18 protein-coding genes and 1 pseudogene are annotated in these 21,202 nt (G+C 67.9%); 4 read left to right on the top strand and 15 right to left on the bottom strand.

Annotated features, from left to right (window positions below; translation table 11 throughout):
- Positions 1–71 precede the first annotated feature (71 nt).
- Positions 72–1,151 carry a membrane protein gene (locus OX89_RS14690; protein WP_047351191.1) on the top strand — a complete coding sequence of 360 codons (1,080 nt, stop codon included), beginning with the start codon at positions 72–74 and terminating at the stop codon, positions 1,149–1,151.
- A gap of 43 nt (positions 1,152–1,194) precedes the next feature.
- Here the strand turns inward: OX89_RS14690 and OX89_RS14685 are convergent, their stop codons facing one another.
- The 7 genes from OX89_RS14685 to OX89_RS14655 all read right to left on the bottom strand — a co-directional run bounded on the left by OX89_RS14685 (position 1,195) and on the right by OX89_RS14655 (position 10,356).
- The gene (locus OX89_RS14685; protein ID WP_047351190.1) at positions 1,195–1,935 is read right to left on the bottom strand and encodes a 5'-methylthioadenosine/adenosylhomocysteine nucleosidase; all 741 of its coding nucleotides are present in this window, start codon (positions 1,933–1,935) and stop codon (positions 1,195–1,197) included.
- A 172-nt stretch (positions 1,936–2,107) separates the two neighbouring features.
- Positions 2,108–3,787, bottom strand: a complete 1,680-nt coding sequence (locus OX89_RS14680) for a long-chain-fatty-acid--CoA ligase (protein WP_047351189.1) — start codon at positions 3,785–3,787, stop codon at positions 2,108–2,110.
- 117 nt (positions 3,788–3,904) lie between these two features.
- The gene (gene pntB / locus OX89_RS14675) at positions 3,905–5,317 is read right to left on the bottom strand and encodes a Re/Si-specific NAD(P)(+) transhydrogenase subunit beta (protein ID WP_047351188.1); all 1,413 of its coding nucleotides are present in this window, start codon (positions 5,315–5,317) and stop codon (positions 3,905–3,907) included.
- A gap of 27 nt (positions 5,318–5,344) precedes the next feature.
- Positions 5,345–6,952, bottom strand: coding sequence for a Re/Si-specific NAD(P)(+) transhydrogenase subunit alpha (locus OX89_RS14670; RefSeq protein ID WP_047351187.1), 1,608 nt, complete (start codon positions 6,950–6,952; stop codon positions 5,345–5,347).
- 181 nt (positions 6,953–7,133) lie between these two features.
- Positions 7,134–8,198, bottom strand: a complete 1,065-nt coding sequence (fba, locus tag OX89_RS14665; protein WP_047351186.1) for a class II fructose-bisphosphate aldolase — start codon at positions 8,196–8,198, stop codon at positions 7,134–7,136.
- 62 nt (positions 8,199–8,260) lie between these two features.
- Positions 8,261–9,649: a two-component sensor histidine kinase gene (locus OX89_RS14660; protein WP_047351185.1), complete on the bottom strand. Its 1,389-nt coding sequence runs from the start codon at positions 9,647–9,649 to the stop codon at positions 8,261–8,263.
- Complete coding sequence (locus OX89_RS14655; protein ID WP_047351184.1) at positions 9,649–10,356, bottom strand: response regulator transcription factor; 708 nt, start codon at positions 10,354–10,356, stop codon at positions 9,649–9,651. Before OX89_RS14655 ends, OX89_RS14660 begins: the two co-directional genes overlap by 1 nt.
- On the opposite strand from OX89_RS14655, the gene OX89_RS14650 reads away from it, so the two are divergent.
- The gene (locus tag OX89_RS14650; protein WP_234305584.1) at positions 10,291–11,319 is read left to right on the top strand and encodes a methyltransferase domain-containing protein; all 1,029 of its coding nucleotides are present in this window, start codon (positions 10,291–10,293) and stop codon (positions 11,317–11,319) included. The two genes, OX89_RS14655 and OX89_RS14650, sit on opposite strands and share 66 nt — an antisense overlap.
- A 90-nt stretch (positions 11,320–11,409) precedes the next feature.
- A complete protein-coding gene (locus OX89_RS14645) occupies positions 11,410–12,129 on the top strand; it encodes an isoprenylcysteine carboxylmethyltransferase family protein (RefSeq protein ID WP_047351182.1) in 720 nt (239 codons plus the stop codon).
- Between the two features lie 36 nt (positions 12,130–12,165).
- On the opposite strand, the gene pyk is transcribed toward OX89_RS14645, so the two are convergent.
- Positions 12,166–13,602, bottom strand: coding sequence for a pyruvate kinase (pyk, locus tag OX89_RS14640; RefSeq protein WP_047351181.1), 1,437 nt, complete (start codon positions 13,600–13,602; stop codon positions 12,166–12,168).
- 249 nt (positions 13,603–13,851) lie between these two features.
- The gene (locus OX89_RS14635) at positions 13,852–15,243 is read right to left on the bottom strand and encodes an aminopeptidase P N-terminal domain-containing protein (protein ID WP_047351180.1); all 1,392 of its coding nucleotides are present in this window, start codon (positions 15,241–15,243) and stop codon (positions 13,852–13,854) included.
- Positions 15,244–15,309: 66 nt separating this feature from the next.
- Between OX89_RS14635 and OX89_RS14630 the strand changes: the two genes are divergently transcribed.
- Positions 15,310–16,149: a hypothetical protein gene (locus OX89_RS14630; protein WP_041836122.1), complete on the top strand. Its 840-nt coding sequence runs from the start codon at positions 15,310–15,312 to the stop codon at positions 16,147–16,149.
- Between the two features lie 23 nt (positions 16,150–16,172).
- Here OX89_RS14630 and OX89_RS19195 read toward each other — a convergent pair.
- The 6 genes and pseudogenes from OX89_RS19195 to kdpC all read right to left on the bottom strand — a co-directional run.
- A pseudogene (locus OX89_RS19195) lies at positions 16,173–16,437 on the bottom strand (NDP-sugar synthase); the annotation flags it as partial.
- Position 16,438: 1 nt separating this feature from the next.
- Positions 16,439–16,912 (bottom strand): NTP transferase domain-containing protein (locus OX89_RS19190; protein WP_234305583.1); only part of this gene is annotated, 474 nt, incomplete at its 3' end.
- A 33-nt stretch (positions 16,913–16,945) separates the two neighbouring features.
- The gene (gene kdpE, locus OX89_RS14620) at positions 16,946–17,665 is read right to left on the bottom strand and encodes a two-component system response regulator KdpE (protein ID WP_047351179.1); all 720 of its coding nucleotides are present in this window, start codon (positions 17,663–17,665) and stop codon (positions 16,946–16,948) included.
- Positions 17,666–17,671: 6 nt separating this feature from the next.
- Positions 17,672–20,431: a DUF4118 domain-containing protein gene (locus tag OX89_RS14615; RefSeq protein WP_047351178.1), complete on the bottom strand. Its 2,760-nt coding sequence runs from the start codon at positions 20,429–20,431 to the stop codon at positions 17,672–17,674.
- Between the two features lie 12 nt (positions 20,432–20,443).
- Positions 20,444–20,587 carry a hypothetical protein gene (locus OX89_RS18705; RefSeq protein WP_157497510.1) on the bottom strand — a complete coding sequence of 48 codons (144 nt, stop codon included), beginning with the start codon at positions 20,585–20,587 and terminating at the stop codon, positions 20,444–20,446.
- Positions 20,577–21,197: a potassium-transporting ATPase subunit KdpC gene (kdpC, locus tag OX89_RS14610; RefSeq protein ID WP_047351193.1), complete on the bottom strand. Its 621-nt coding sequence runs from the start codon at positions 21,195–21,197 to the stop codon at positions 20,577–20,579. The genes OX89_RS18705 and kdpC overlap by 11 nt, the downstream gene beginning before the upstream one ends.
- Between the last annotated feature and the right edge of the window lie 5 nt (positions 21,198–21,202).

The raw sequence follows: 21,202 nt of genomic DNA, 5'->3' as shown, positions 1-21,202 counted from the left end.
CTGGACAACAGTATGGACGAAATCAATACGTAACGCGAACAGCGCCATAAAAAAAGAAAGGCAGCGGCACCATGCGGGCCAGTGGAGAAATCATCCGGATCGCAGGCGCCTTCGTCGGCGTGCTCGTGGGCGCGGGCTTCGCGTCGGGGCAGGAAATACTGCAGTTCTTCGCCAGCTTCGGCCGTCTCGGCCTGGTCGGCAGCGTGATCGCGGGGCTGGTCTTCGTGTTCCTCGCGATGGCGCTGTCCACGCTGGCGCAGCGGCTGCACGCGCATTCGCACAAGGAGGTCATCCACGCCCTGCTGGGCCGACACCTGGGGCTGGCATTCGATGCGCTGATTACCTTCTTCCTGTTCGCCATCACGGTGGTGATGCTGGCCGGGGCCGGTTCGCTGCTGCAGCAGTGGCTGGGCTGGCCCGAGGTCTGGGGCAGTGTGCTCGCCACGGTGGCGACGGTGCTGATCGTCTGCCTGGACCTGGGCCGCGTGATCGCGCTCATCGGCGCGGTCACGCCACTCCTGATGTTCATGACCCTCGTCGTCACGGGCTACGTGCTGGCCACGCCCCACGCCGGGCACGAGGCGCTGGCGCAGGCCGCCGCGCAGCAGCCCCGGGGAGCGGGCCACTGGCTGGTGGCGGCGCTGCTGTACGTGTCGTACAACCTGGTCGCGGGCCTGCCGTTCCTGGTCATCATGGGCGGGCAGGCAAGCTCGCGCCGCAACGCGCTGTGGGGCGGCGTGCTTGGCGGCCTGCTGCTGGGCGTGCTGATGCTGCTGATCGCCGCCGCCATGTACTGGCGCATGGACAGCCTGAGCGGCGTGTCCATGCCCATGCTGGCCCTGGCCACGCAGATCTCGCCATGGCTGGGCCACCTGATGTCGCTGGTGATCTTCGGCATGATCCTGAACACGGCGGTGGGCATGCTCTACGCCTTCGTCGCGCGCATCACGCCCACCGCCGCCGCGTCGAAGCGGCGCTTTCGCACCACCAGCGCCATCGCGGGCGCGCTCGCCCTGGCAGGGAGCTTCGTCGGATTCATCCAGCTCGTCGGCACCGTTTACCCGGCCTACGGCTACATCGGCTTCGTGCTGATGGCCTGCACGCTGGTCGGCTGGCTCCGGTTGGCGAAAGGCCGCCCGGCCGCCGAATAATCGGGGCATGCCCACGCCCGCGCAGGTGATCTCGGGGTGCTGCTCATAGGCGCTGCACAAGGCTGTTGACGATGCCCTGCGCATGGCGGCCGGCCACATGCTCGACGAACCAGGGGAAATCGACGTGCGCGCTGTCGTCGGCGCGGTCGGAGATGGTGCGCACGGCGGCGAAGGGCAGGCCGTAGTCGCGGCAGACCTGGGCCACGGCGGCGCCTTCCATCTCCACGGCCAGTACGTCGTGGCCTGCGGCCAGCAGCGCTGCGCGCAGCGCGCGCGACTCCTGCGCCGCCGAGACGAAGCGGTCGCCACTGGCCATCAGGCCCTGGTGGAGTCGCGGCTGGGAATTTGCATCAAAAGTACCCTGAGCCCTTGTCAACCAATCGCGAACAGCTCCTGAAAGAAGAGCAGTCAGCGCTGCGTCGCAGTCCATGCGCGCGCCGCCGTAGCCGGGCACCTCCCAGCGCGGGACGATGGGCGAGGCGTCAAAGTCGTGCTGCAGGTAGTCCTGCGCCACCACCACGTCGCCCACCTGCACGCCCTCGCCCACGCCGCCGGCCACCCCGGTGAACACCATGCGCGCCGGGCCGAAGCGCTCGGCCAGCACGGCGGCCGTGGTGGCCGCCGCCACCTTGCCTATGCCCGACAGCGCCAGCACCACGGGCTGGCCATGCAGGCGGCCGCGCCAGAAGACGCGGCCCGCGTGACGCAGTTGCTCGGGTTGCTGCAGGGCGTGCATGAGGCCGCCCTGCTCTTCGGACAGGGCGCTGAGAATGGCTGTAGTCATGGGCCAGGAGTATGCAGCCGACGCGCCCAATCTCGGCGGCAGCCGGGCAAGGGCCGACCCGCAGCGAGGGCTGAGGGCCGCGGCTCCGAGCCTGCCTGCGCAGGCTTGGACGGCCCGAAGGGCTACCGCCTCTGGCGGCCGCACCGAGCCGCGCAGCGCCACAGGGGGTTGTTCATTTTTTATCGCGCAGCTCGCGGCGCAGTATCTTGCCGACCGGGGTCTTGGGCAGTTCGTCGCGGAACTCGATCACCTTGGGCTGCTTGTAGCCGGTGAGGTTGGCGCGGCAGTATTCGCGCACCTGCTCCTCGGTCAGGTGGGGGTCTTTTCTGACGATGACCAGCTTGATGGCCTCGCCGGTGCGCTCGTCGGGCACGCCGACGGCCGCGCATTCCAGCACGCCGGGAACCAGGGCCACCACCTCCTCCACCTCGTTGGGATAGACCTTGAAGCCGCTGACCAGCACCATGTCCTTCTTGCGGTCCACGATCTTGAAGTAGCCGCGCTCATCCATGAAACCGATGTCGCCCGACTTGAAATAGCCATCGGCGGTCATGACCTTGGCGGTCTCGTCGGGGCGTTGCCAGTAGCCCGCCATGACCTGCGGGCCCTTGATGGCAATCTCGCCATGCTTGCCGGTGGCGGAGATGTCGCGGCCCTCGTGGTCGAGGATGCGCATCCAGGTGCCGGGAATGGGCACGCCGATGTTGCCCGAGAACTCCCGGGACGTGACCGGGTTGCAGCTGGCCGAGGGGCTGGTCTCCGACAGGCCGTAGCCCTCGCAGATGGGGCAGCCGGTCTTGTCCAGCCACTGCCGGGCCACCGCCGCCTGCACGGCCATGCCGCCGCCGACCGAGACTTTCAGGTGGCTCCAGTTGACGGTGTCGAAATCAGGGTGGTTGACCAGCGCGTTGAACAGCGTGCTGACGGCCGGGAAGCTGTGAAAGCGGTGCTTGGACAGCTCCTTGAGCACGGCCGGGATGTCGCGCGGATTCGGGATCAGGATGAGCTTGCCGCCCGTTCGCATGAACAGCATCATGTTCACCGTGAAGGCGAAGATGTGGTACAGCGGCAGCGCGCACACGCCGGTGGGCTGCTCGCCCGCCGGGATGCGCTTCATCGCCGGGTCGTTCCAGGCCTCGGACTGCAGCACGTTGGCGATCAGGTTGCGGTGCAGCAGCACGGCGCCCTTGCTCACGCCCGTGGTGCCGCCGGTGTACTGCAGCAGGGCGATGTCGTCCGGCCCCAGGTCGGGCTGGCACAGCGTGGCCGCCGCGCCCCGGGCCAGGGCGTCGTTGAAACCCACGGCGCCCGGCAGCTGATAGGGCGGCACCAGTTTCTTGACGTTGCGCACCACCTGGTTGACCAGCAGTCCCTTGATCAACCCCAGCCGGTCACCCATGGCGCACAGCACCACATGCTGCACGGCGGTCTGGGCAATGCACGCCTGCAGCGTGGCGGCGAAGTTCTCGATGATGACGATGGCCTTGGCGCCCGAGTCCTTGAGCTGGTGCTCCAGCTCGCGCGGGGTGTAGAGCGGGTTGACGTTGACCACCACGAACCCCGCGCGCAGCACCGCAGCCACCGCGACCGGGTACTGGAGCACATTGGGCATCATGATGGCGACGCGGTCACCGCGCGCCAGGCCCAGGCTTTGCAGGTAGGCCCCCAGCTGGCGGCTGAGGGTGTCGGTCTCCCGGAAGCTGACCTCCTTGCCCATGAAGCTGTAGGCCGTGCGATCCGCGTAGTCACGGAATGCCTGCTCCATGAGCTGCACCAGCGATGCGTACTGGGTCGGATCAATGTCGGAGGGCACACCCGGCGGGTACGCCGAAAGCCATGGGCGGTCGGTCATGCAGCTGTCTCCTGATGTATGGCATCGGTTGCCAGCCGTGGCGAATAAATTCGCACGGCCGTGCTTTTATCAGGAGATTATGCCCCCTCGACTTGGGGCGTGATATGCGGGACAGAACTAGTCTTTCAGCCCCGCCAGCACCTCGTCGAGCATCTTCTTGGCGTCGCCGAACAGCATGCGGTTGTTCTCCTTGTAGAACAACGGGTTGTCAACACCCGCGTAACCCGATGCCATGGAGCGCTTCATCACGATGGAGGTCTTGGCCTTCCACACTTCGAGCACCGGCATGCCCGCAATCGGGCTGGCGGGGTCGTCGAGGGCGCTGGGGTTCACGATGTCGTTGGCGCCGATGACGATGGCCACGTCGGTGTCGGGGAAGTCTGCGTTGATCTCGTCCATCTCCATCACGATGTCGTAGGGCACCTTGGCCTCGGCCAGCAGCACGTTCATGTGGCCGGGCATGCGGCCCGCCACGGGGTGGATGGCGAAGCGCACTTCCACGCCCTTGTCGCGCAGGGTTCTGGTGATCTCATAGACCGTGTGCTGGGCCTGGGCCACGGCCATGCCGTAGCCGGGCACGATGATGACGCTCTTGGCATCGCGCAGCAGCTCGGACGTCTCGGCGGCGCTGACGGGCACCACCTCGCCCTGGGGCTCTGCCGCCTCGCCCTTCTTGGCGGGCGCGCCGCCGCCCGAGCCGAAGCCGCCCGCGATCACGCTGATGAAGTTGCGGTTCATCGCCTGGCACATGATGTAGGACAGGATGGCGCCCGACGAGCCCACCAGCGCGCCGGTGACGATCAGCAGGTCGTTGCTGAGCATGAAGCCCGTGGCCGCCGCCGCCCAGCCCGAGTAGCTGTTGAGCATGGACACCACCACCGGCATGTCGGCCCCGCCGATGGCCATGACCATGTGGATGCCGAACAGCAGCGCGATCGCCGTCATCACGATCAGCGGCAGCATGCCCTGCTCCACGGTTTCGGCGCGCAGGAACTCGCGGCCGAACCAGATCACCACCAGCAGCGCCGCCAGGTTGAGCCAGTGGCGTGCGGGCAGCAGCAGCGGCTTGCCGCCGATCTTGCCGTTGAGCTTGCCGAAGGCGATGAGCGAGCCGCTGAAGGTGACGGCGCCGATCAGGATGCCGACGTAGATCTCCACCTCGTGGATGATCTTCTCGGCGCCCTGCAGCTCAATGGAGGTATCCACATAGCTGGCGAAACCCACCAGGCAGGCGGCCATGCCCACCAGGCTGTGCATGAGGGCGACCAGCTCGGGCATCTGCGTCATCTTGACCGCCTTGGCGGCATACAGGCCGATGCCGCCGCCGATGACCAGCGCGCCCACGATCCAGGCAATGCCCGATGCACCCACGCGCGGGCCGAACACCGTGGCCAGCACGGCCAGCGCCATGCCGATCATGCCGAACAGGTTGCCCCGGCGCGAGGTTTCGGGGTTGGACAGCCCTCCCAGGCTGAGGATGAAGAGAATGGCGGCACCAAGATAAGCCACCGTGGCGAGACTTTGGGACATGACCGTCTTTCCTTGTCGTTGTGTTTCTTATTTGCGGAACATGTCCAGCATGCGGCGCGTGACGGCAAAGCCGCCGAACATATTGATGGCCGTGAGCACCAGCGCGGCGAAGGCCAGCCACATGATGAGCCCATCGGGCCGTCCGTTCGCCCCGGCCTCGGGCGGCGCGATCTGCACCAGCGCGCCGATGGCGATGATGCTGGAGATGGCGTTGGTCACGCTCATCAGCGGCGTGTGCAGCGCGGGCGTGACGTTCCACACCACCATGTAGCCGATGAAGCAGGCCAGCACGAACACCGTGAAATGCCCCAGGAAGGCCACGGGCGCATAGGCCCCGATGAACCAGAACACCACCGCCGCCACGGCAAAGAGAATGGCCAGCGTCTTGGCGGGCATGGGCGCACCCGCGCCGTGGCCGTGGCCCGACTTCTTCTGCTCCACCGGCGCAGCGGCGGCCTTGGGCGCGGGGGCGGGCGGCGGCGCCAAAGGCGGCGCGGGCCAGGTCACCGCGCCGTCCTTGATGACGGTGAGGCCGCGAATCGCGTCGTCCTCCATGTTGACCACGGCCACGCCGTCCTTGGCCTTGCACAGCTCTTCGGTCAGGCGCAGCAGGTTGGTGGCGTACAGGGTGGAAGACTGCTTGGCCAGGCGCGAGGCCAGGTCGGTGTAGCCGATGATGGTCACGCCATGGCGCACCACGGCCTCGCCGGGCACGGTCAGCTCGCAGTTGCCGCCCTGCTCGGCGGCCATGTCAACGATCACGCTGCCGGGCTTCATGCTCTGCACCATCTCGGCGGTGATGAGCTTGGGCGCGGGTTTGCCGGGGATCAGCGCGGTGGTGATGATGATGTCGGCGTTCTTCGCTTCCGTGGCGTACATCTGGCGCTGCGCGGCCTGAAAGCCCTCGCTCATCACCTTGGCGTAGCCGCCGCCGCCCGAGCCTTCTTCTTCATAGTCCACCTTGACGAACTCGCCGCCCAGCGACTTGACCTGGTCGGCCACCTCGGCGCGCGTGTCGTTGGCGCGCACCACGGCGCCCAGGTTGGCCGCCGTGCCGATGGCGGCCAAACCGGCCACGCCCGCGCCCGCGATGAACACCTTGGCCGGGGGCACCTTGCCCGCCGCCGTGATCTGGCCGTTGAAGAAGCGGCCAAAGGCATTCGCCGCCTCGATCACGGCGCGGTAGCCGCTGACGCCGGCCGTGGAGGTCAGCGCATCCATCTTCTGCGCACGGCTCAGCGTGCGCGGCAGGCAGTCGATGGCCAGCACGGTGGCCTTTTTCGCGGCCAGCTGCTGCATCAGATCGGGGTTCTGCGCAGGCCAGATGAAGTCGATCAGCGTGCCGCCCTCGCGCATCAGCCCCACCTCGGCCCCGCTGGGCGGGCGCACCTTGAAGACGATGTCGGACGCGGCCCACAGCGCTGCGGCGCCGTCGATGATCTCCGCCCCGGCGGCGCGGTAGGCGTCGTCGCTGAAGTTGGCCCCCTCACCGGCGCCGGACTCCACCGCCACGGAAAAGCCCAGCTTGATGAGCTTTTCGACCACATCCGGCACGGTGGCCACGCGCTTCTCGCCAGCAAAGATCTCCCTGGGCACGCCTATGCGCTGCGCCTGGGCTACGGGGTTGGATTGCATGCGGTTTCTCCTCAAAGTTTTGTACATGATCTTACATGAAGAATTTTTCCGCCCGGATCACGTGCGATAACCGCCAGAAGAACGCGCATTGCCCACAAAAGAAAACGGCAGCCCGAAGGCTGCCGTTACCCTGCTTGTTATCGCAAACTGCCGGGGCAGTCGCTCAGCGACTGTTGCTCGCTCAGTTCACCACCTGCGCCAGCTCGCCCGCCGCGTACTTCTGCGCCATCACGGCCAGCGTGGCGCCCTTGACCTTGGCGCCCTGGCCTTCGCAGCCGAACTCCAGGTAGCGCTGCTTGCAGATCGCCTTGGCGGCCTCGCGCGCGGGCTTCATCCACTCGCGCATGTCGAATTTGTCCGGGTTCTCGGCCTGGAACTTGCGCACCGCCCCGGTCATGGCCAAGCGGATATCGGTGTCGATGTTGATCTTGCGCACGCCGTGCTTGATGGCTTCCTGGATCTCGGCCACGGGCACGCCGTAGGTTTCCTTCATCTTGCCGCCAAACTGGTTGATGAGGGCCAGCAGATCCTGCGGCACGCTGGACGAGCCGTGCATCACCAGGTGGGTGTTGGGAATGCGCGCGTGGATTTCCTTGACGCGGCGGATCGACAGCACGTCACCCGTGGGCGGGCGCGAGAACTTGTAGGCGCCGTGGCTGGTGCCGATGGCAATCGCCAGCGCGTCCAGCTGCGTAGCCTGGACGAACTGCGCGGCTTCCTCGGGGTCCGTGAGCAGCTGGGCGTGGCTGAGCTTGCCAGCCGCGCCGACGCCGTCTTCCTCACCCGCCTCGCCGGTCTCCAGGCTGCCCAGGCAGCCCAGTTCGCCTTCGACGGTAGCGCCGATCTTGTGGGCCATGGCCACCACTTCCTGGGTGACGCGCACGTTGTAGTCGAAGTCCGCGGGGGTCTTGCCGTCTTCGCGCAGCGAGCCGTCCATCATCACCGAGCCGAAGCCCAGCTCCAGCGCGCCCTTGCAGATGGCGGGGCTGGTGCCGTGGTCCTGGTGCATGACCAGGGGGATGTGCGGATACGCCTCGGCAGCGGCGGCGATCAGGTGCTTGATAAAGCTCTCGCCGGCGTACTTGCGGGCGCCGGCGCTGGCTTGCAGGATCACCGGCGCGCCCACCTCATCGGCGGCAGCCATCACGGCCTGCACCTGCTCCAGATTGTTGACGTTGAAGGCGGGGATGCCATAGCCGTTGTCGGCGGCATGGTCGAGCAGTTCGCGCATCGAGACGAGGGACATGGTCGTGAATCCGTTCGAGGGTTGAGGATCAGGCGGCGGTAACCGCTTGGTAACCCGCGATCTTAACCGGCCACCACCGTGGCAAGCTGCGGGAAATCCAGGCGGTAGCTGGTGGTGAATGGCGCCGGCGCGGCAGCCGCGCCAAAGGCGCCGCCATGCATTTCTGCCACGCGCAACACAATTTCATGCCCCAGATGCAGGCTGTCCACCGGGTGCGCCAAGCGCTCGCTGCCCGCCTTGAGCCGCCCGCCGTCGTCACACACCTGCAGCCAGGCCGCCCCGGCGTCGGACTGCCCGATCTGCACCGAAATCCGGGTGCCGTGCGGCGTGTGCTTGAGGGCGTTCTCGACCAGGTTGCGCAGCGCCAGATCCAGCAGCACCGCATTCCCCGCCAACTCCAGGCCATCGGGCGCCTCCAGGGCGATCTCGCCTCCCCGCTGCCACGCGGCCTGCGCATAGTCGGCACACACCGCACGCGCCATGGCCACCAGATCCACCGGCGCCTTGGCCTCATGCAACTGTGCACGGCTGGCCCGTGCCAGCGCCAGCAACTGATTGAGCACATGGCCGGCACGCAGTGCGTCCTGCCCTATCCGCGCCACGGCCTGCGCCTGGGCTTGCGGCTCCAGCCCTCCGCCCAGCGCACTGGCCTGCAGCGCTATGGACGACAGCGGCGTGCGCAGCTCGTGGGCCACTTCGTTGGCCAGGCGGCGCTCGCGCACCAGGGCGTCCTGCTGCCGATCCAGCAGGGTGTTGATGGACGCCACCACCGACTCAAGCTCGCGCCATGCGTGGCGTGACGCCAGCCGCTGCGTACTGGAGGGGTCCAGCGCCGCCACCTCGGCGGACAGCGCATACAGGGGCTGCAAGCCGCGCCACAAGGCCAGGCCCAGGGCCAGCGCCACCACGGGCAGCAGCCACAGCCCGGGCTCGACCATCTGCTCGGCGATGTCCTGCGCGAGCTCGTCACGCTCGCGCAACTCCAGCAGCACCATGACCTTGCGGGCTTTTGCCGCATCCCAATGCGAAAAACTGCGCCAGGCCACGGCCTGCGGCCCCAGGCGCAAGTCGGCAAACCCCTCCGGGACCTCGAAGTCGGGCAATGGCGCGCTGCCGCTTTGCGCCAGCACCCGCCCGCTGGCATCCCACTGCACCACGCTGATGGATTGCTGGTAATCATGCGATTTGAGCCACGGCATCGGCGTGCGCTGCGTGGTGACGGACGCCTCCACGGCCTCGGAAGCGCGCAGATTGATGAGCAGCGCCGCCACACTGGCCAGATGGCCATCGGTCAGTTCATCGGCTTCGTGCACTCCGGCCCGGTATCCCATGAACACAAAGCTGCCCCACACCAGCACCAGCGCACCCAGGGAGCACAGCAGCAGGTGCCGGGTCAGGGAATGGCGACCCGCTCCCGTAGCCGGCTGGTCAGCGGAATCCGGTGCCGGCATCACACAGCCTCCTGCGGCATGAAGTAGCCCACGCCCCGCATGGTCTGGATACACCCGCTGCCCAGCTTGCGCCGCAAATGGTGGATATGCACTTCCACCGCGTTGCTTTCGATGGCCGACTGCCAGCTGTACAGGCGCTCTTCGATCTGCTGGCGTGACAGCACACGGCCCCGGGCCTGCAGCAGCACCAGCAACACGGAAAACTCGCGGGGCGACATCTCGACCGGTTTGCCATCCTGCACCACCGTGCGCGCTGCCGGATCCACTTCAATAGCCCCATAGCGGATGGTGGGCGATGCCCGTCCCGCCGCCCGGCGCAGCAGCGCACGCAAACGTGCGTCGAGCTCATCGACATCAAAGGGCTTGACCAGGTAGTCGTCGGCGCCCTGGTCCAGGCCCGCAATGCGCTGACTGACCCGGTCACGGGCGGTCACGATGAGCACGGGCGTCGCAGGATCGGGCAGCGTCGGCGCGCCCGCCCCCAGGCCGGCAGTTGGCGGGCTCGTTCGCAATCGCTGCAACAGTTCGCTGCCTTCACCGTCGGCCAGCCCCAGGTCCAGCAGCACGGCGTCGAAGGGCTCGGCGCGCAACGCGTTCCAGGCCGAGGCAACGCCATCGCACACATCCACGGCATAACCGCGTTGCTGCAGGTTGGTGCGCAGCCCGTCGGCAATGCCCGCATCGTCTTCCACCACAAGGATTCGCATGGCCCCATTGTCGCCGCGCCACCCCCGGCAAAAGTTAAGCCCCTGTTAAGTGCCCAAGCCTATGGTGCCGAACATCCGGGGGCCAAGTCTTTCATCCGCCTTGCCCGCCACTTCCTGCGCAACACCCTTGCACGGAAGGCAAGGCGCCCTTGCGTGCCTGCTGGCGAATGTATTGATCAGGCGCCACCAGACACCCATTGCCATGGCGCCCTGGATTGTTTTAATTCTTTTCTCACATCAAGAGGACAGAGAATGAAGGCTGTTGACGAAAACATCAATCAACACAATGCGGGATGGTCTTTCCATAACATCAGCGAGAGTTTTGATTCCCATATACAAAAATCAATCCCGCTGTACGCACACGGCCACGATCTAATTCGCCGCTACAGCGATTTCTTTCTAAAACCAGACAGCATTATTTACGATATTGGCTGCTCCACCGGCCAGATGCTACTCAAGCTTGCCGAGCAACACCCACAAAAAGACGCGCTAAAACTCATCGGCATTGATACCGTGCCAGACATGATTGGCAAAGCCATCAACAATGCCGCCCATGATTCGCGCATCTCCTTCATCAACGCCAATGTGCTGGATATTGAGCTACAGCCATGCGACATGGTGATTGCCAATTACACCATTCAATTCATGCCCCCGAGAATCAGGCAGGCACTTGTCGAAAAAATCTACCAAACCCTGAACTGGGGCGGAGCCTTTTTCATGTTTGAAAAAGTCCGCGCTCCTGATGGCAGGTTTCAGGACTATGCAAACCAGGTCTATATCGATTTCAAAATTGACAACGGCTTCAGCGAAGCCGAAATCATCAACAAATCCCGGAGCATCAAGGGCGTCATGGAGCCGTTTTCAACCCAGGGCAACATTGATTTACTCAGGCGAGCGGGCTTCCAGGACATCATGACGATCCAGAAGATGATTTGCTTCGAGGGATTCCTGGCCATCAAGTAAGCCGCCTTCAAGCAGAAACCATTTTTCAGCGCCTGCCATGAATTTTTGCCTCACCCTTCCGAAAATCAAACCTGAAGAACGCATAGGCATATGAATAAAAATATCGGAAAGTTTTTCTTTCGCTACCGCAACATATTGGGACCTTTGCTGCTCATCCTGGCCCTTCTGCTGGAGCAGCCGTCATACCCCCTTGGGCGATCAGACCTGAATATCGCATTCGATGTAGCAGGAGTCATCATCGCCCTGATGGGGCAAGCCCTGCGCATCGTCACGATTGGTTATGAATACATTGAAAGAGGCGGGAAAAACCGCCAGGTCTATGCCAGCAAATTAATACAGGGCGGCGTTTTCGCACACTGCCGGAACCCGCTCTATGTTGGCAACATCCTGATGGCCGTGGGTTTTGCATTCATTGTCCATTCGTATGCCTTTCACCTGATCGTGGTTCCATTCATCATTTTTGTCTATGGCAGCATCGTGGCGGCAGAGGAAGATTTTTTAAGGAATAAATTCGGAGAAGAATACAACCAGTATTGCCGTCGCGTGAACCGCTGGCTGCCGCGCTGGAAGGGCTGGAGCAGCTCAATTGCAGAAATGCGCTTCAACTGGAGCCGCGTTCTCGTCAAGGAATACAACACGTTTTTCTTGTTGATTCTCGCCCTCATGACTTCAAAGCTATGGAGCGAGTTCCGCATCATTGGCGCGGCGGCCTTGCCAGCCATCGAATTCTTCCTTGTCGGATTGGTTGGCTGGCTCGTTTTGTATATTCTTGTGCGGTCGCTGAAGAAAACGGGGGTTGTAAAAGGCTGAATGCCTTTCACGCCGTGATCGGCGCCGTGATCGCAGTCAGCCTGCGCGGCAGATCTTCAGCATGTTGGTGCCGCCGGGCGCGCCCATGGGCTCGCCGCAGGTGATCACGTACAGGTCGCCTTGCTGCACGATGTTGCGCATCTTCAAGTGGTTCTCGGCCTGCTCCAGCGCGGTGTCGCGGTCGGCGCTGGTGTCCATGAGCAGCGGGCGCACGTTGCGAAACATGGCCATGCGCCGCTGCGTGGCCACCCGGGGCGTGAGCGCGTAGATGGGAATGTGGATGCGGTGGCGGCTCATCCACAGCGCGGTGGAGCCGCTGTCGGTCATGGCAACGATGGCCTTGGCGCCCAGGTGGTGGGCTGTGAAAAGCGCCCCCATGGCGATGGACTGGTCAATGCGCCCTGCCGTCTGGCCGATGAAGTCGGAGTCGCGGTCAAAGTCTTCGGCGGCCTCGGCGGCGGCGCAAATCTTGGCCATCTCCTGCACCGTCTCCAGCGGGTATTTGCCGGCCGCCGTCTCGGCGCTGAGCATCACCGCGTCGGTGCCATCCAGCACGGCGTTGGCCACGTCGCTGACCTCGGCGCGCGTGGGCACGGGGTTGGTGATCATGCTCTCCATCATCTGTGTGGCGGTGATGACGACCTTGTCCATGTCGCGCGCCATGCGGATCATGCGCTTTTGCAGCGCGGGCACGGCGGCGTTGCCCACCTCCACGGCCAGGTCGCCGCGCGCGACCATGATGCCGTCGGACACGCGCAGGATCTCCTCCAGGCGGGGGATGGCCTCGGCACGCTCGATCTTGGCGATCAGGCCGGGCTTGTGGCGGTATTCGGCCGCGGCCACGTTGCACAGCTGGCGCGCCATCTCCATGTCGGTGGCGTTTTTGGGAAAGCTCACCGCCACGTAGTCGGCCTGAAAGCTCATGGCGGTCTTGATGTCATCCATGTCCTTGCCGGTGAGGGCCGGCGCCGTCAGCCCCCCGCCCTGCTTGTTGATGCCCTTGTTGTTGGACAGCTCGCCGCCCACCTTCACCGTGGTGTGCACGGCCTCGCCGCGCACGGCGTCCACCTGCAGCACGATGAGGCCGTCGTTGAGCAGCAGCACGTCGCCGGGCTTCACGTCGCGCGGCAGCTCCTTGTAGTCCAGGCCCACGCCCCGCAGGTCGCCAGCTTCAGCGCGCGACGCGTCCAGCACAAAGGGCTGGCCCGACTCCAGCATGACGCGGCCGTCGGCAAACTTGCCCACGCGGATCTTGGGGCCCTGCAGGTCGGCCATGATGGCCACCTCGCGCCCGACGCGCTGGGCGGCCTCGCGCACCATGGCGGCGCGCTCCACATGATCCTGCGCCTTGCCGTGGCTGAAGTTCAGCCGCACCACGTTGACGCCCGAGGCAATCATCTGCTCCAGCAGCTGCGGGTCGCTGGAGGCGGGGCCCAGGGTGGCGACGATCTTGGTGGCGCGGTAGATCTGCATGGCGTTGGCCGTCCTTTGGATGTAATTGGGTTTCTATTTTGCACAGAACCGGTTACGTGACGGTTCCCAACCGCATTTCAGTTTTCGCTGGCGCTACGCAGCACCTGCGACGCATGAGGCTGGCGCGACCTGGGCCAGGGCCACCGCGCAAGGGCCGCCCCGCCGCGCTGGTGGCGTCCCCCTTCCCGCAGCGCGCAGCGTTGCGAGAGAGGGGGGAAGGCGCGAAGCGCGACAGGGGGTTGTTTCACTTCAACCCTGCATCAAAGCCTCAATCTCGTCAGCCTCCACGGGCACGCCGCGGGTGATGAGCTCGCAGCCGCTGTCGGTCACGATGGCGTCGTCCTCGATGCGGATGCCGATGTGGTGAAACTGCTCTGGCACGCCGGGCGCCGGGCGCACATACAGGCCCGGCTCGATGGTCAGCACCATGCCCGGGCGCAGGATGCGACTGGGGCGGTTGGCGATCAGCTCGCCCGACAGCGGGTCGCGGCGCTCGCTCACCTGGCCCAGTTCGCCCGGCTCCACGTAGCTGCCGCAGTCGTGCACATCCATGCCCAGCCAGTGGCTGGTGCGGTGCATATAGAACTGAAAATACGCGCGCTGCTCGATCACGTCCTGCGCCGTACCCACCTTGTCTTTATCCAGCAGGCCCAGATCCAGCATGCCCTGCGCCAGCACCGCCACGGTGGCGTCGTGCGGCTCGTTGAAGCGGCTGCCCGCGCGCGTGGCGGCGATGGCCGCCTTCTGGCTGTCCAGCACCAGGTCGTACAGCGCGCGCTGCGGGCCGGTAAAGCGGCCATCGGCCGGGAAGGTGCGCGTGATGTCGCTGGCGTAGCCGTCCAGCTCGCAGCCCGCGTCGATCAGCACCAGCTCGCCCGCGCGCACGGGCGCGGCGTCGGCGCGGTAGTGCAGCACGCAGGCGTTGGCGCCCGCCGCGACGATGGAGCCGTAGGCCGGGCACTGCGAGCCCTCTTCGCGGAAGGCGTGCAGCAGCTCGGCATCCAGGTGAAATTCGCGCACATCCTGGCCGGCGCGCAGCATGCGGCTGCTGCGCTGCATGGCGCGCACATGGGCGCGGGCGCTGATGGCGGCGGCGCGGCGCATCAGGTCCAGCTCGTGCGCGTCCTTGATCAGGCGCATCTCGTCGAGCAGCGTGCACAGATCACCCTGCTGCGCGGGGCACAGCGCGCCGTACCGCACGCGTGCGCGCACCTGGTTCAGCCAGCCTTCCACACGCGCAGCCAGCCCTGGGTGGGTGGCGAAGGGGAACCAGACGCTGCCGCGGTTTTCCAGCAGGCGCGGCAGGCGCGCGTCGATATCGGCCACGGAGTGCGCGGCGTCCACGCCCAGGGTGGCCAGGGCCGCCTCGGGCCCCAGGCGGTAGCCATCCCAGATCTCGCGCTCCAGGTCCTTGGGCTGGCAAAACAGAGTGCTGTGGCCTTCCGCGGTCAGCACCAGCCACGCGCCCGGCTCGGCAAAGCCCGTGAGGTAGTAGAAGTAGCTGTCGTGGCGGTAGAGAAACTCGCTGTCGCGGTTGCGCTGCTGCAGCGGGGCGGTGGGCACGATGGCGATGCCGCCCGCGCCCAACTGGGCGGCAAGGCGGGCGCGACGCTGCGCGTAGAGGGAGCTGGGCGTGGTCATGCTGCCATTGTGGGCCCAACGGCCGGCGCGCGCGGCGGCGCCCAGGCGCCGTGGCAGACTCGCCGCATGTCCTTCCTGCTGACCACCCTCATCCCCCTGCTGGGCCTGGTGCTGACCGTGGCCCTGCTTTTCTACGCGTTCTATGCGCGGTATATCGATGTTCCCAACAAGCCGCGGCTGGACCGCCGCGTGCTGGTCGCCCTGTGCGCCGTGGCCGTGGTGTGCGATGCCTGGCTGGGCCTGCGCCTGTACCTGTCGGGTCGCGCGCAGCAGACGCGCCAGGACAGCGCCGTGCATCGCACCCACCGCGAACGCTTCGTGCTGCCGCACGACGTGCAGTACGGCGAACTGGTGATTCCCGCGGGCAGCCTGATCAACCGGCTGGACCCCTTCGACAACGGCGCGCCGGTGCAGCCCGTGTCCCTGCGCGGCCTGGAGGCGGTGCGCTTTCCGCAGCCCGTGCTCGTGGCCGGCGTATGGGCCCAGGCGATGCAGGTGCTGCCGATGCGCGTAGAACTGGCCCAGGACCAGCGTATTGGCCCGCTGTACCGCTACAACACCGACACCAAGGACTGGGAGCTGAACAAGGTGGTACCCGCGCTGCTGTGCCGCCAGGGCCAGATCGCCCTGTTCCAGGTGCCGCACATTCCCTACGACGTGCAGGCCGAAGTGGGCAAGCCCGCACCCGACGGGCCGCAGGCCCGCTTTCTGCCCAGCCAGTGGCAGTTCCGCAACTGCGAGAACGGCCCGGCCATCGATGTGCAGCCCGCCCATCCCGCATCGGCCACCGCGCTGGCGCCCGCGCCCGAGTTGCTGCCTCCGCCGCCGCCCGCCGAGCCGGCATCAGACCCCTCCGAGCCCGCGTCGGGCGCTGCCTCGGCCCCCGCATCCGCGCCAGGCGCCTGAGCCGATAGCCGACGGACGCTGCCTCAGCCGGCGTTCAGCTCGGCCAGCCGCTCTGGCGTACCCACATCGGTCCAGCGCCCGGTATGGAGCGTCGCCGTCACCCGCCCCGCATCCATGGCGCGGCGCAGCAGCGGCGCCAGGGGCGCGGCCACACCCTCGGGGTTGCCGGGTGCGATGTCGCACCAGGGCGCGGTGAACAGCTCGGCGCGCAGCAGGGCGATGGTGCTGTAGGTGTAGCGCGGCCGCGGGTCCTGCGCCGGCAGATTCAGCGCCAACCCCTCGGGCGACNCGGGTGGTGCGGCGGGTTGGGCACGAGCCACAGATGGGCCAGGGCATCGCCGGCCACGAACCGCTGCACGGCCTGCGCCTCGAAGGTGAAGTCGGGCGCGAACACATCGCCCGCCGCCAGCCAGAACACCGGCCCCAGCTGCGGCAGCGCGCGTGCGATACCGCCGGCCGTCTCCAGCGCGCGACCGAAATCCCGGCCTTCATGGGAGTATGAAATTGATAGCTGCTCGCGCTTGTCCCGCTTGCCTTCGACGGCAAAAACATCTGAAAACCGGTGGCCAATCTGCTCGCCCAGCCACGCGGTGTTGATCACGGCGCGCTCGACACCCGCTTCGACCAACGCACGCAGGTGCCACTCCAGCAGCGGCCGCCCGCGCACTTCGAGCAATGGTTTGGGACAGGCATCGGTCAGCGGGCGCATGCGCTCGCCGCGGCCGGCGGCCAGCAGCATGGCGGGGAACTGGGGCATCGTCATGGGCCCGCAGTGTAGGGGCCGCAGCGCCCCCGGTCAGGGCAGCAGGCGGTAGCCCACCGCCGTCTCGGTGAGCAGGTGGCGTGGCTGCGCCGGGTCGACCTCAAGCTTGCCGCGCAGGTGGCCCATGTAGACGCGCAGGTAGTGGCTCTGGTCGCTGTGCGCCGGCCCCCAGACCTCGCGCAGCAACTGGCGCTGGGTGAGCACGCGCCCGGCGTTGGCCACCAGCACGGAGAGCAAACGGTACTCGGTGGGGGTCAGGTGCACCTCGTCGCCGGCGCGGCGCACCACGCGCCGGGCGCGGTCCACCTCCACCGCCCCGGCCTCCTCGCCAAAGCGGAACACCGCATCGGCCGGCGCGGGCGCCTCGCCCGCCGCGGCACGCGTACGCCGCAGGTTGGCGCGCACGCGTGCCAGCAGCTCGCCGGTGCCGAAGGGCTTGGTGAGGTAGTCGTCCGCTCCCGCGTCCAGCGCAGCGATCTTGTCGGCCTCGTCGGCGCGCGCCGAGAGCACGATGATGGGCACGCTGGACCAGCCGCGCACGTCGCGGATCAGCTCCACGCCGTCGCCGTCGGGCAGGCCCAGGTCGAGCACCAGCAGGTCGGGGTGGCGCGTGCCGGCGGCCACCAGGCCCTCGCGCTGGGTGGCGGCCTCGTGCACCAGCCAGCCCTCGTCCTCCAGCGCGCCGCGCACGAAGCGGCGGATCTGGGGTTCATCCTCGATCACGATGGCGGTGAGGCTAGGGGGAGAAGACATAGGATTTCATTCGGTAACGGCGGGCGGCGGACGGCGCGGCAGCTCGATGGTGAACGCCGCACCGCCGCTGCCATGCGCATCGGCGGCGGCGTTCGTGGCCGAGATCTCGCCGCCATGCGCCTGCACGATGGCCTTGCAGATGGCCAGGCCCAGCCCCACGCCGGGCGTGGTGGACTCTGCCTGGCCGCGGGTGAACTTGTCGAACAGCACCTGCTCGCGCCCGCGCAGGTGGGGCGGCAGGCCCGGGCCGTGGTCGCGCACGGTGATGCGCAGCGCCTGCGGCAGCGCGCTGGCCGCCACGACGATGGGCGGCGCGCCGTAGCGCGCGGCGTTCTCCAGCAGGTTGACCAGCACGCGCTCGATCAGCACGGCGTCGAACTCCACCAGCGGCAGCTCGGGCGCCAACTCGGTGCGCACCGCCATGCCGCCCAGGGCCGGCTGCGCGGCGCGGATGGCCGCGCCCACGACCTCCTCCACCGACTGCCACTCGCGCCGCAGCTGCACGGCGCCGCTGGCGCTGCTTTCCAGCCGCGCCATGTCCAGCAGGTTGCCCACCAGCGTGCTCAGCGCGCGCGCCTGGGCCACGATGGCCTGCGCCGCCTGCGCCTGCGCGGGCGACAGCGGCGGCGCCAGCGTGCGCAGCGACTCGGCCAGCCCGATCAGCGCCGTCAGCGGCGTGCGCACGTCGTGCGAGATGGCGCCCAGCAAGGCGTTGCGCAGGCGCTCGGACTCGATGTCCACCACCGCCTGCTGCGCCACCTCGACGTAATGCACGCGCTCCACGGCAATGGCGATCTGGCGCGCCAGGGTTTCCAGCTGCCGCGCCTGCTCGGGAATCACCAGCCAGCGCGGCTGCGCCGGACGCAGCGCCAGCACGCCGCGCACGCGCATGGGCGCCACCAGCGGCACGTAGTGCCAGGGCTGGGCCGACAGGGTGGCCGTGGTCAGGCCCGCGCTCTGGCCCTGGCGGAAGGCCCAGTCGGCCACGCTGAAGTCGAACCCCTCGGGCGGATCGGACGGGGGCACGAGCCGGTCCTGGGCGTCGGTCAGCAGCACCCGGGCCTCGCCGCCGAAATGGCGCTGCACCGCCGCCGCGCCCAGCGCCTCGACCTGGCTGGCCTGCAGCGCCGCCGACAGCTCGCGCGCCAGCTCGAACAGCGACTGCGCGCGCCGCTCGCGCCCCGCCGACACGCTGGCCGCGAAGCGCAGGCCCGCCGTGAGCTGCCCCACCAGCAGGCCTACGCCCAGCATGACGGCGAAGGTCAGCAGGTACTGCACGTCGCTCACCGCGAACGAGAAGGTGGGCAGCACGAAGAAGTAGTCGAAGGCCATGACGTTCATCGCCGCCGCGAGGGCCGCCGGCCCGCGCCCGAAACGCCACGCCACGCCCACCACGCCCAGCAGGTAGAGCATGACGATGTTGGTCAGCTCCAGCACGCCCGACAGCGGCGCAGCCAGCCCGGTGAGGGCCACGCTGCTGCCCACGGCCCAGGCAAAGCCGGGCCAGGTGGCGGCATCCGGCTCCTCGGGCAGTTCTCCACGCGCCGGGGCCGCCCAGGGCGTGCGCGCCAGGCGGCGGGCGCTGTCGGCCGGGGCCACGCTGACCAGGTCCAGCGTGGGCGCGATGCGCGCCAGCCGCAGCGCCAGCGGCGCGCACCAGCGCCCGGCCCAGCGGCGCCAGCCGGCGCGCGCGCGGCCACGGCCCAGCACCAGCATGGCGCAGTTCAGGCGCTGCGCCTGTTCGGCCAGCGCGGGCGCCACCTGCTCGTCGCTCAGTACGGCGGTTTCCGCGCCCAGCTCCTGCGCCAGGTGCAGCACGGCCAGGATGCGGTCGCGCGCGGCATCGTCCAGCCGCGCCAGGCGCGGCGTTTCCACGTAGACGGCATGCCAGCGCACATTGAGCTGGCCCGCCATGCGGGCCGCCGCGCGCACGGTCTGCGCCGCGTCCTGCTCCGGCCCCACGGCCGCCAGGATGGCGCCCGAGGTGTTCCACGCCGGGGGTGCGCCGCCCCCCGGCGCGCCGCTCTCGCCCGACTGCTCGATGCGCCAGCCCCGCACGTCGTCCTCGACGTGGTCGGCCGTGCGGCGCAGGGCGATCTCGCGCAGCGCGATCAGGTTGCCCTTGCGAAAGAAGTTCTGCGCCGCGCGCTCGGCCTGCTGGGGCAGGTAGACCTTGCCGGCGGCCAGCCGCGCCGCCATTTCGTCGGGCGTGGCATCGACCAGGGTCACCTCGTCGGCCTCGTCCAGCACGCTGTCGGGCACGGTCTCGTTCACGCGGATGCCGGTGATGGCGCCCACCGTGCCGTTCAGGCTCTCCAGGTGCTGCACATTGAGCGCGGTCCACACGTCGATGCCGGCGGCCAGCAGCTCCTCCACGTCCTGCCAGCGCTTGGCGTGGCGCGAGCCGGGCGCGTTGCTGTGCGCCAGTTCGTCCACCAGCAGCACCTGCGGGTGGCGCAGCAGCGCGCCGTCCAGGTCGAACTCGCGCAGCAGCTTGCCGCGGTAGTGCCGCTCGCACGGCGGCAGGGCCTCCAGCCCCTCGACCAGCGCGGCGGTCTCGCTGCGGCCATGGGTTTCGACCACGCCGATCACCACGTCGCGGCCGGCCTCCCGTTCGCGCCGGGCCGCGCTGAGCATGGCCCAGGTCTTGCCCACCCCGGCATTGGCGCCGAAGTAAATGCGCAGGCGGCCACGCTGCGCGCGCACCTCGTCGGCGCGCAGTTGCGCGAGCAGGGCGTCGGGGTCGGGGCGGCTGGCTTCGGGCATGGCGAGGGCAGGTTAACGCATGGGCGGTGCCGGGCGGCCACCGCGGGCGGGGCGGCGCCGGCGGCGCTGGCCCCGGCTCACCAACACCCAGGCCAGCAGCACGGGCACACCGAGCGCCGCCAGGGCGCACAGCAGGTGCAGCCAGTCATCGGCCATGGGCGGCGTCCAGCGCCAGGTTGAGCGCCAGCACGTTCACGCGCGGCTCGCCGATCAGGCCGAACAGCAGCGGCTGCTCCGTATGCTGCCCCACCAGATCCACCAACTGCTGCGGCGCCAGGCCGCGCAGGCGGGCGATGCGCGGCGCCTGGTACAGGGCGGCGGCGGGGCTGATGTGCGGGTCCAGCCCGCTGGCCGAGGCGGTGACCAGATCGGCGGGCACGGGCGCCTGGTTGCCGAGGTCGGCCGCGCGCAGGGCTTCGATGCGGGCCCGGACCGCGTCGACCAGGGCCGGGTTCAGCGGGCCCTGGTTCGACCCCGAGGAAGCCGCCGCGTTGTAAGCCATGGGCGCCGTGGCCGACGGCCGGCCCCAGAAATGGCGGGGGTCGCTGAAGGACTGGCCGATCAGCGCCGAGCCCACGACGGTTTCGCCCTGCACGACCAGGCTGCCCGCCGCCTGCTGCGGGAACACGGCGCGCGCCGCGCCGGTCACGGCCAGCGGGTAGACGATGCCGGTCAGCACGCTCAGCAAGGCAAACAGGGCCAGCACCGGGCGCAGCAGCGCGTGGCGCTGGCTCGGGCCTTGGTTGGGGTTGAGGTTGTTGTTCATCTCCG

Origin of the sequence: Diaphorobacter sp. J5-51 (genome assembly GCF_001023515.1) — a bacterium.
GTDB lineage: Bacteria > Pseudomonadota > Gammaproteobacteria > Burkholderiales > Burkholderiaceae_C > Diaphorobacter > Diaphorobacter nitroreducens.
This window is presented reverse-complemented; position numbering and strand designations above follow the sequence as displayed.

Coding starts and splice junctions, on each gene's coding strand:
- OX89_RS14690 (WP_047351191.1), top strand. CDS start 72: ATGCGGGCCAGTGGAGAAATCATCCGGATCGCAGGCGCCTTCGTCGGC.
- OX89_RS14685 (WP_047351190.1), bottom strand. CDS start 1,935: ATGACTACAGCCATTCTCAGCGCCCTGTCCGAAGAGCAGGGCGGCCTC.
- OX89_RS14680 (WP_047351189.1), bottom strand. CDS start 3,787: ATGACCGACCGCCCATGGCTTTCGGCGTACCCGCCGGGTGTGCCCTCC.
- pntB (WP_047351188.1), bottom strand. CDS start 5,317: ATGTCCCAAAGTCTCGCCACGGTGGCTTATCTTGGTGCCGCCATTCTC.
- OX89_RS14670 (WP_047351187.1), bottom strand. CDS start 6,952: ATGCAATCCAACCCCGTAGCCCAGGCGCAGCGCATAGGCGTGCCCAGG.
- fba (WP_047351186.1), bottom strand. CDS start 8,198: ATGTCCCTCGTCTCGATGCGCGAACTGCTCGACCATGCCGCCGACAAC.
- OX89_RS14660 (WP_047351185.1), bottom strand. CDS start 9,649: ATGCCGGCACCGGATTCCGCTGACCAGCCGGCTACGGGAGCGGGTCGC.
- OX89_RS14655 (WP_047351184.1), bottom strand. CDS start 10,356: ATGCGAATCCTTGTGGTGGAAGACGATGCGGGCATTGCCGACGGGCTG.
- OX89_RS14645 (WP_047351182.1), top strand. CDS start 11,410: ATGAATAAAAATATCGGAAAGTTTTTCTTTCGCTACCGCAACATATTG.
- pyk (WP_047351181.1), bottom strand. CDS start 13,602: ATGCAGATCTACCGCGCCACCAAGATCGTCGCCACCCTGGGCCCCGCC.
- OX89_RS14635 (WP_047351180.1), bottom strand. CDS start 15,243: ATGACCACGCCCAGCTCCCTCTACGCGCAGCGTCGCGCCCGCCTTGCC.
- OX89_RS14630 (WP_041836122.1), top strand. CDS start 15,310: ATGTCCTTCCTGCTGACCACCCTCATCCCCCTGCTGGGCCTGGTGCTG.
- kdpE (WP_047351179.1), bottom strand. CDS start 17,665: ATGTCTTCTCCCCCTAGCCTCACCGCCATCGTGATCGAGGATGAACCC.
- OX89_RS14615 (WP_047351178.1), bottom strand. CDS start 20,431: ATGCCCGAAGCCAGCCGCCCCGACCCCGACGCCCTGCTCGCGCAACTG.
- OX89_RS18705 (WP_157497510.1), bottom strand. CDS start 20,587: ATGGCCGATGACTGGCTGCACCTGCTGTGCGCCCTGGCGGCGCTCGGT.
- kdpC (WP_047351193.1), bottom strand. CDS start 21,197: ATGAACAACAACCTCAACCCCAACCAAGGCCCGAGCCAGCGCCACGCG.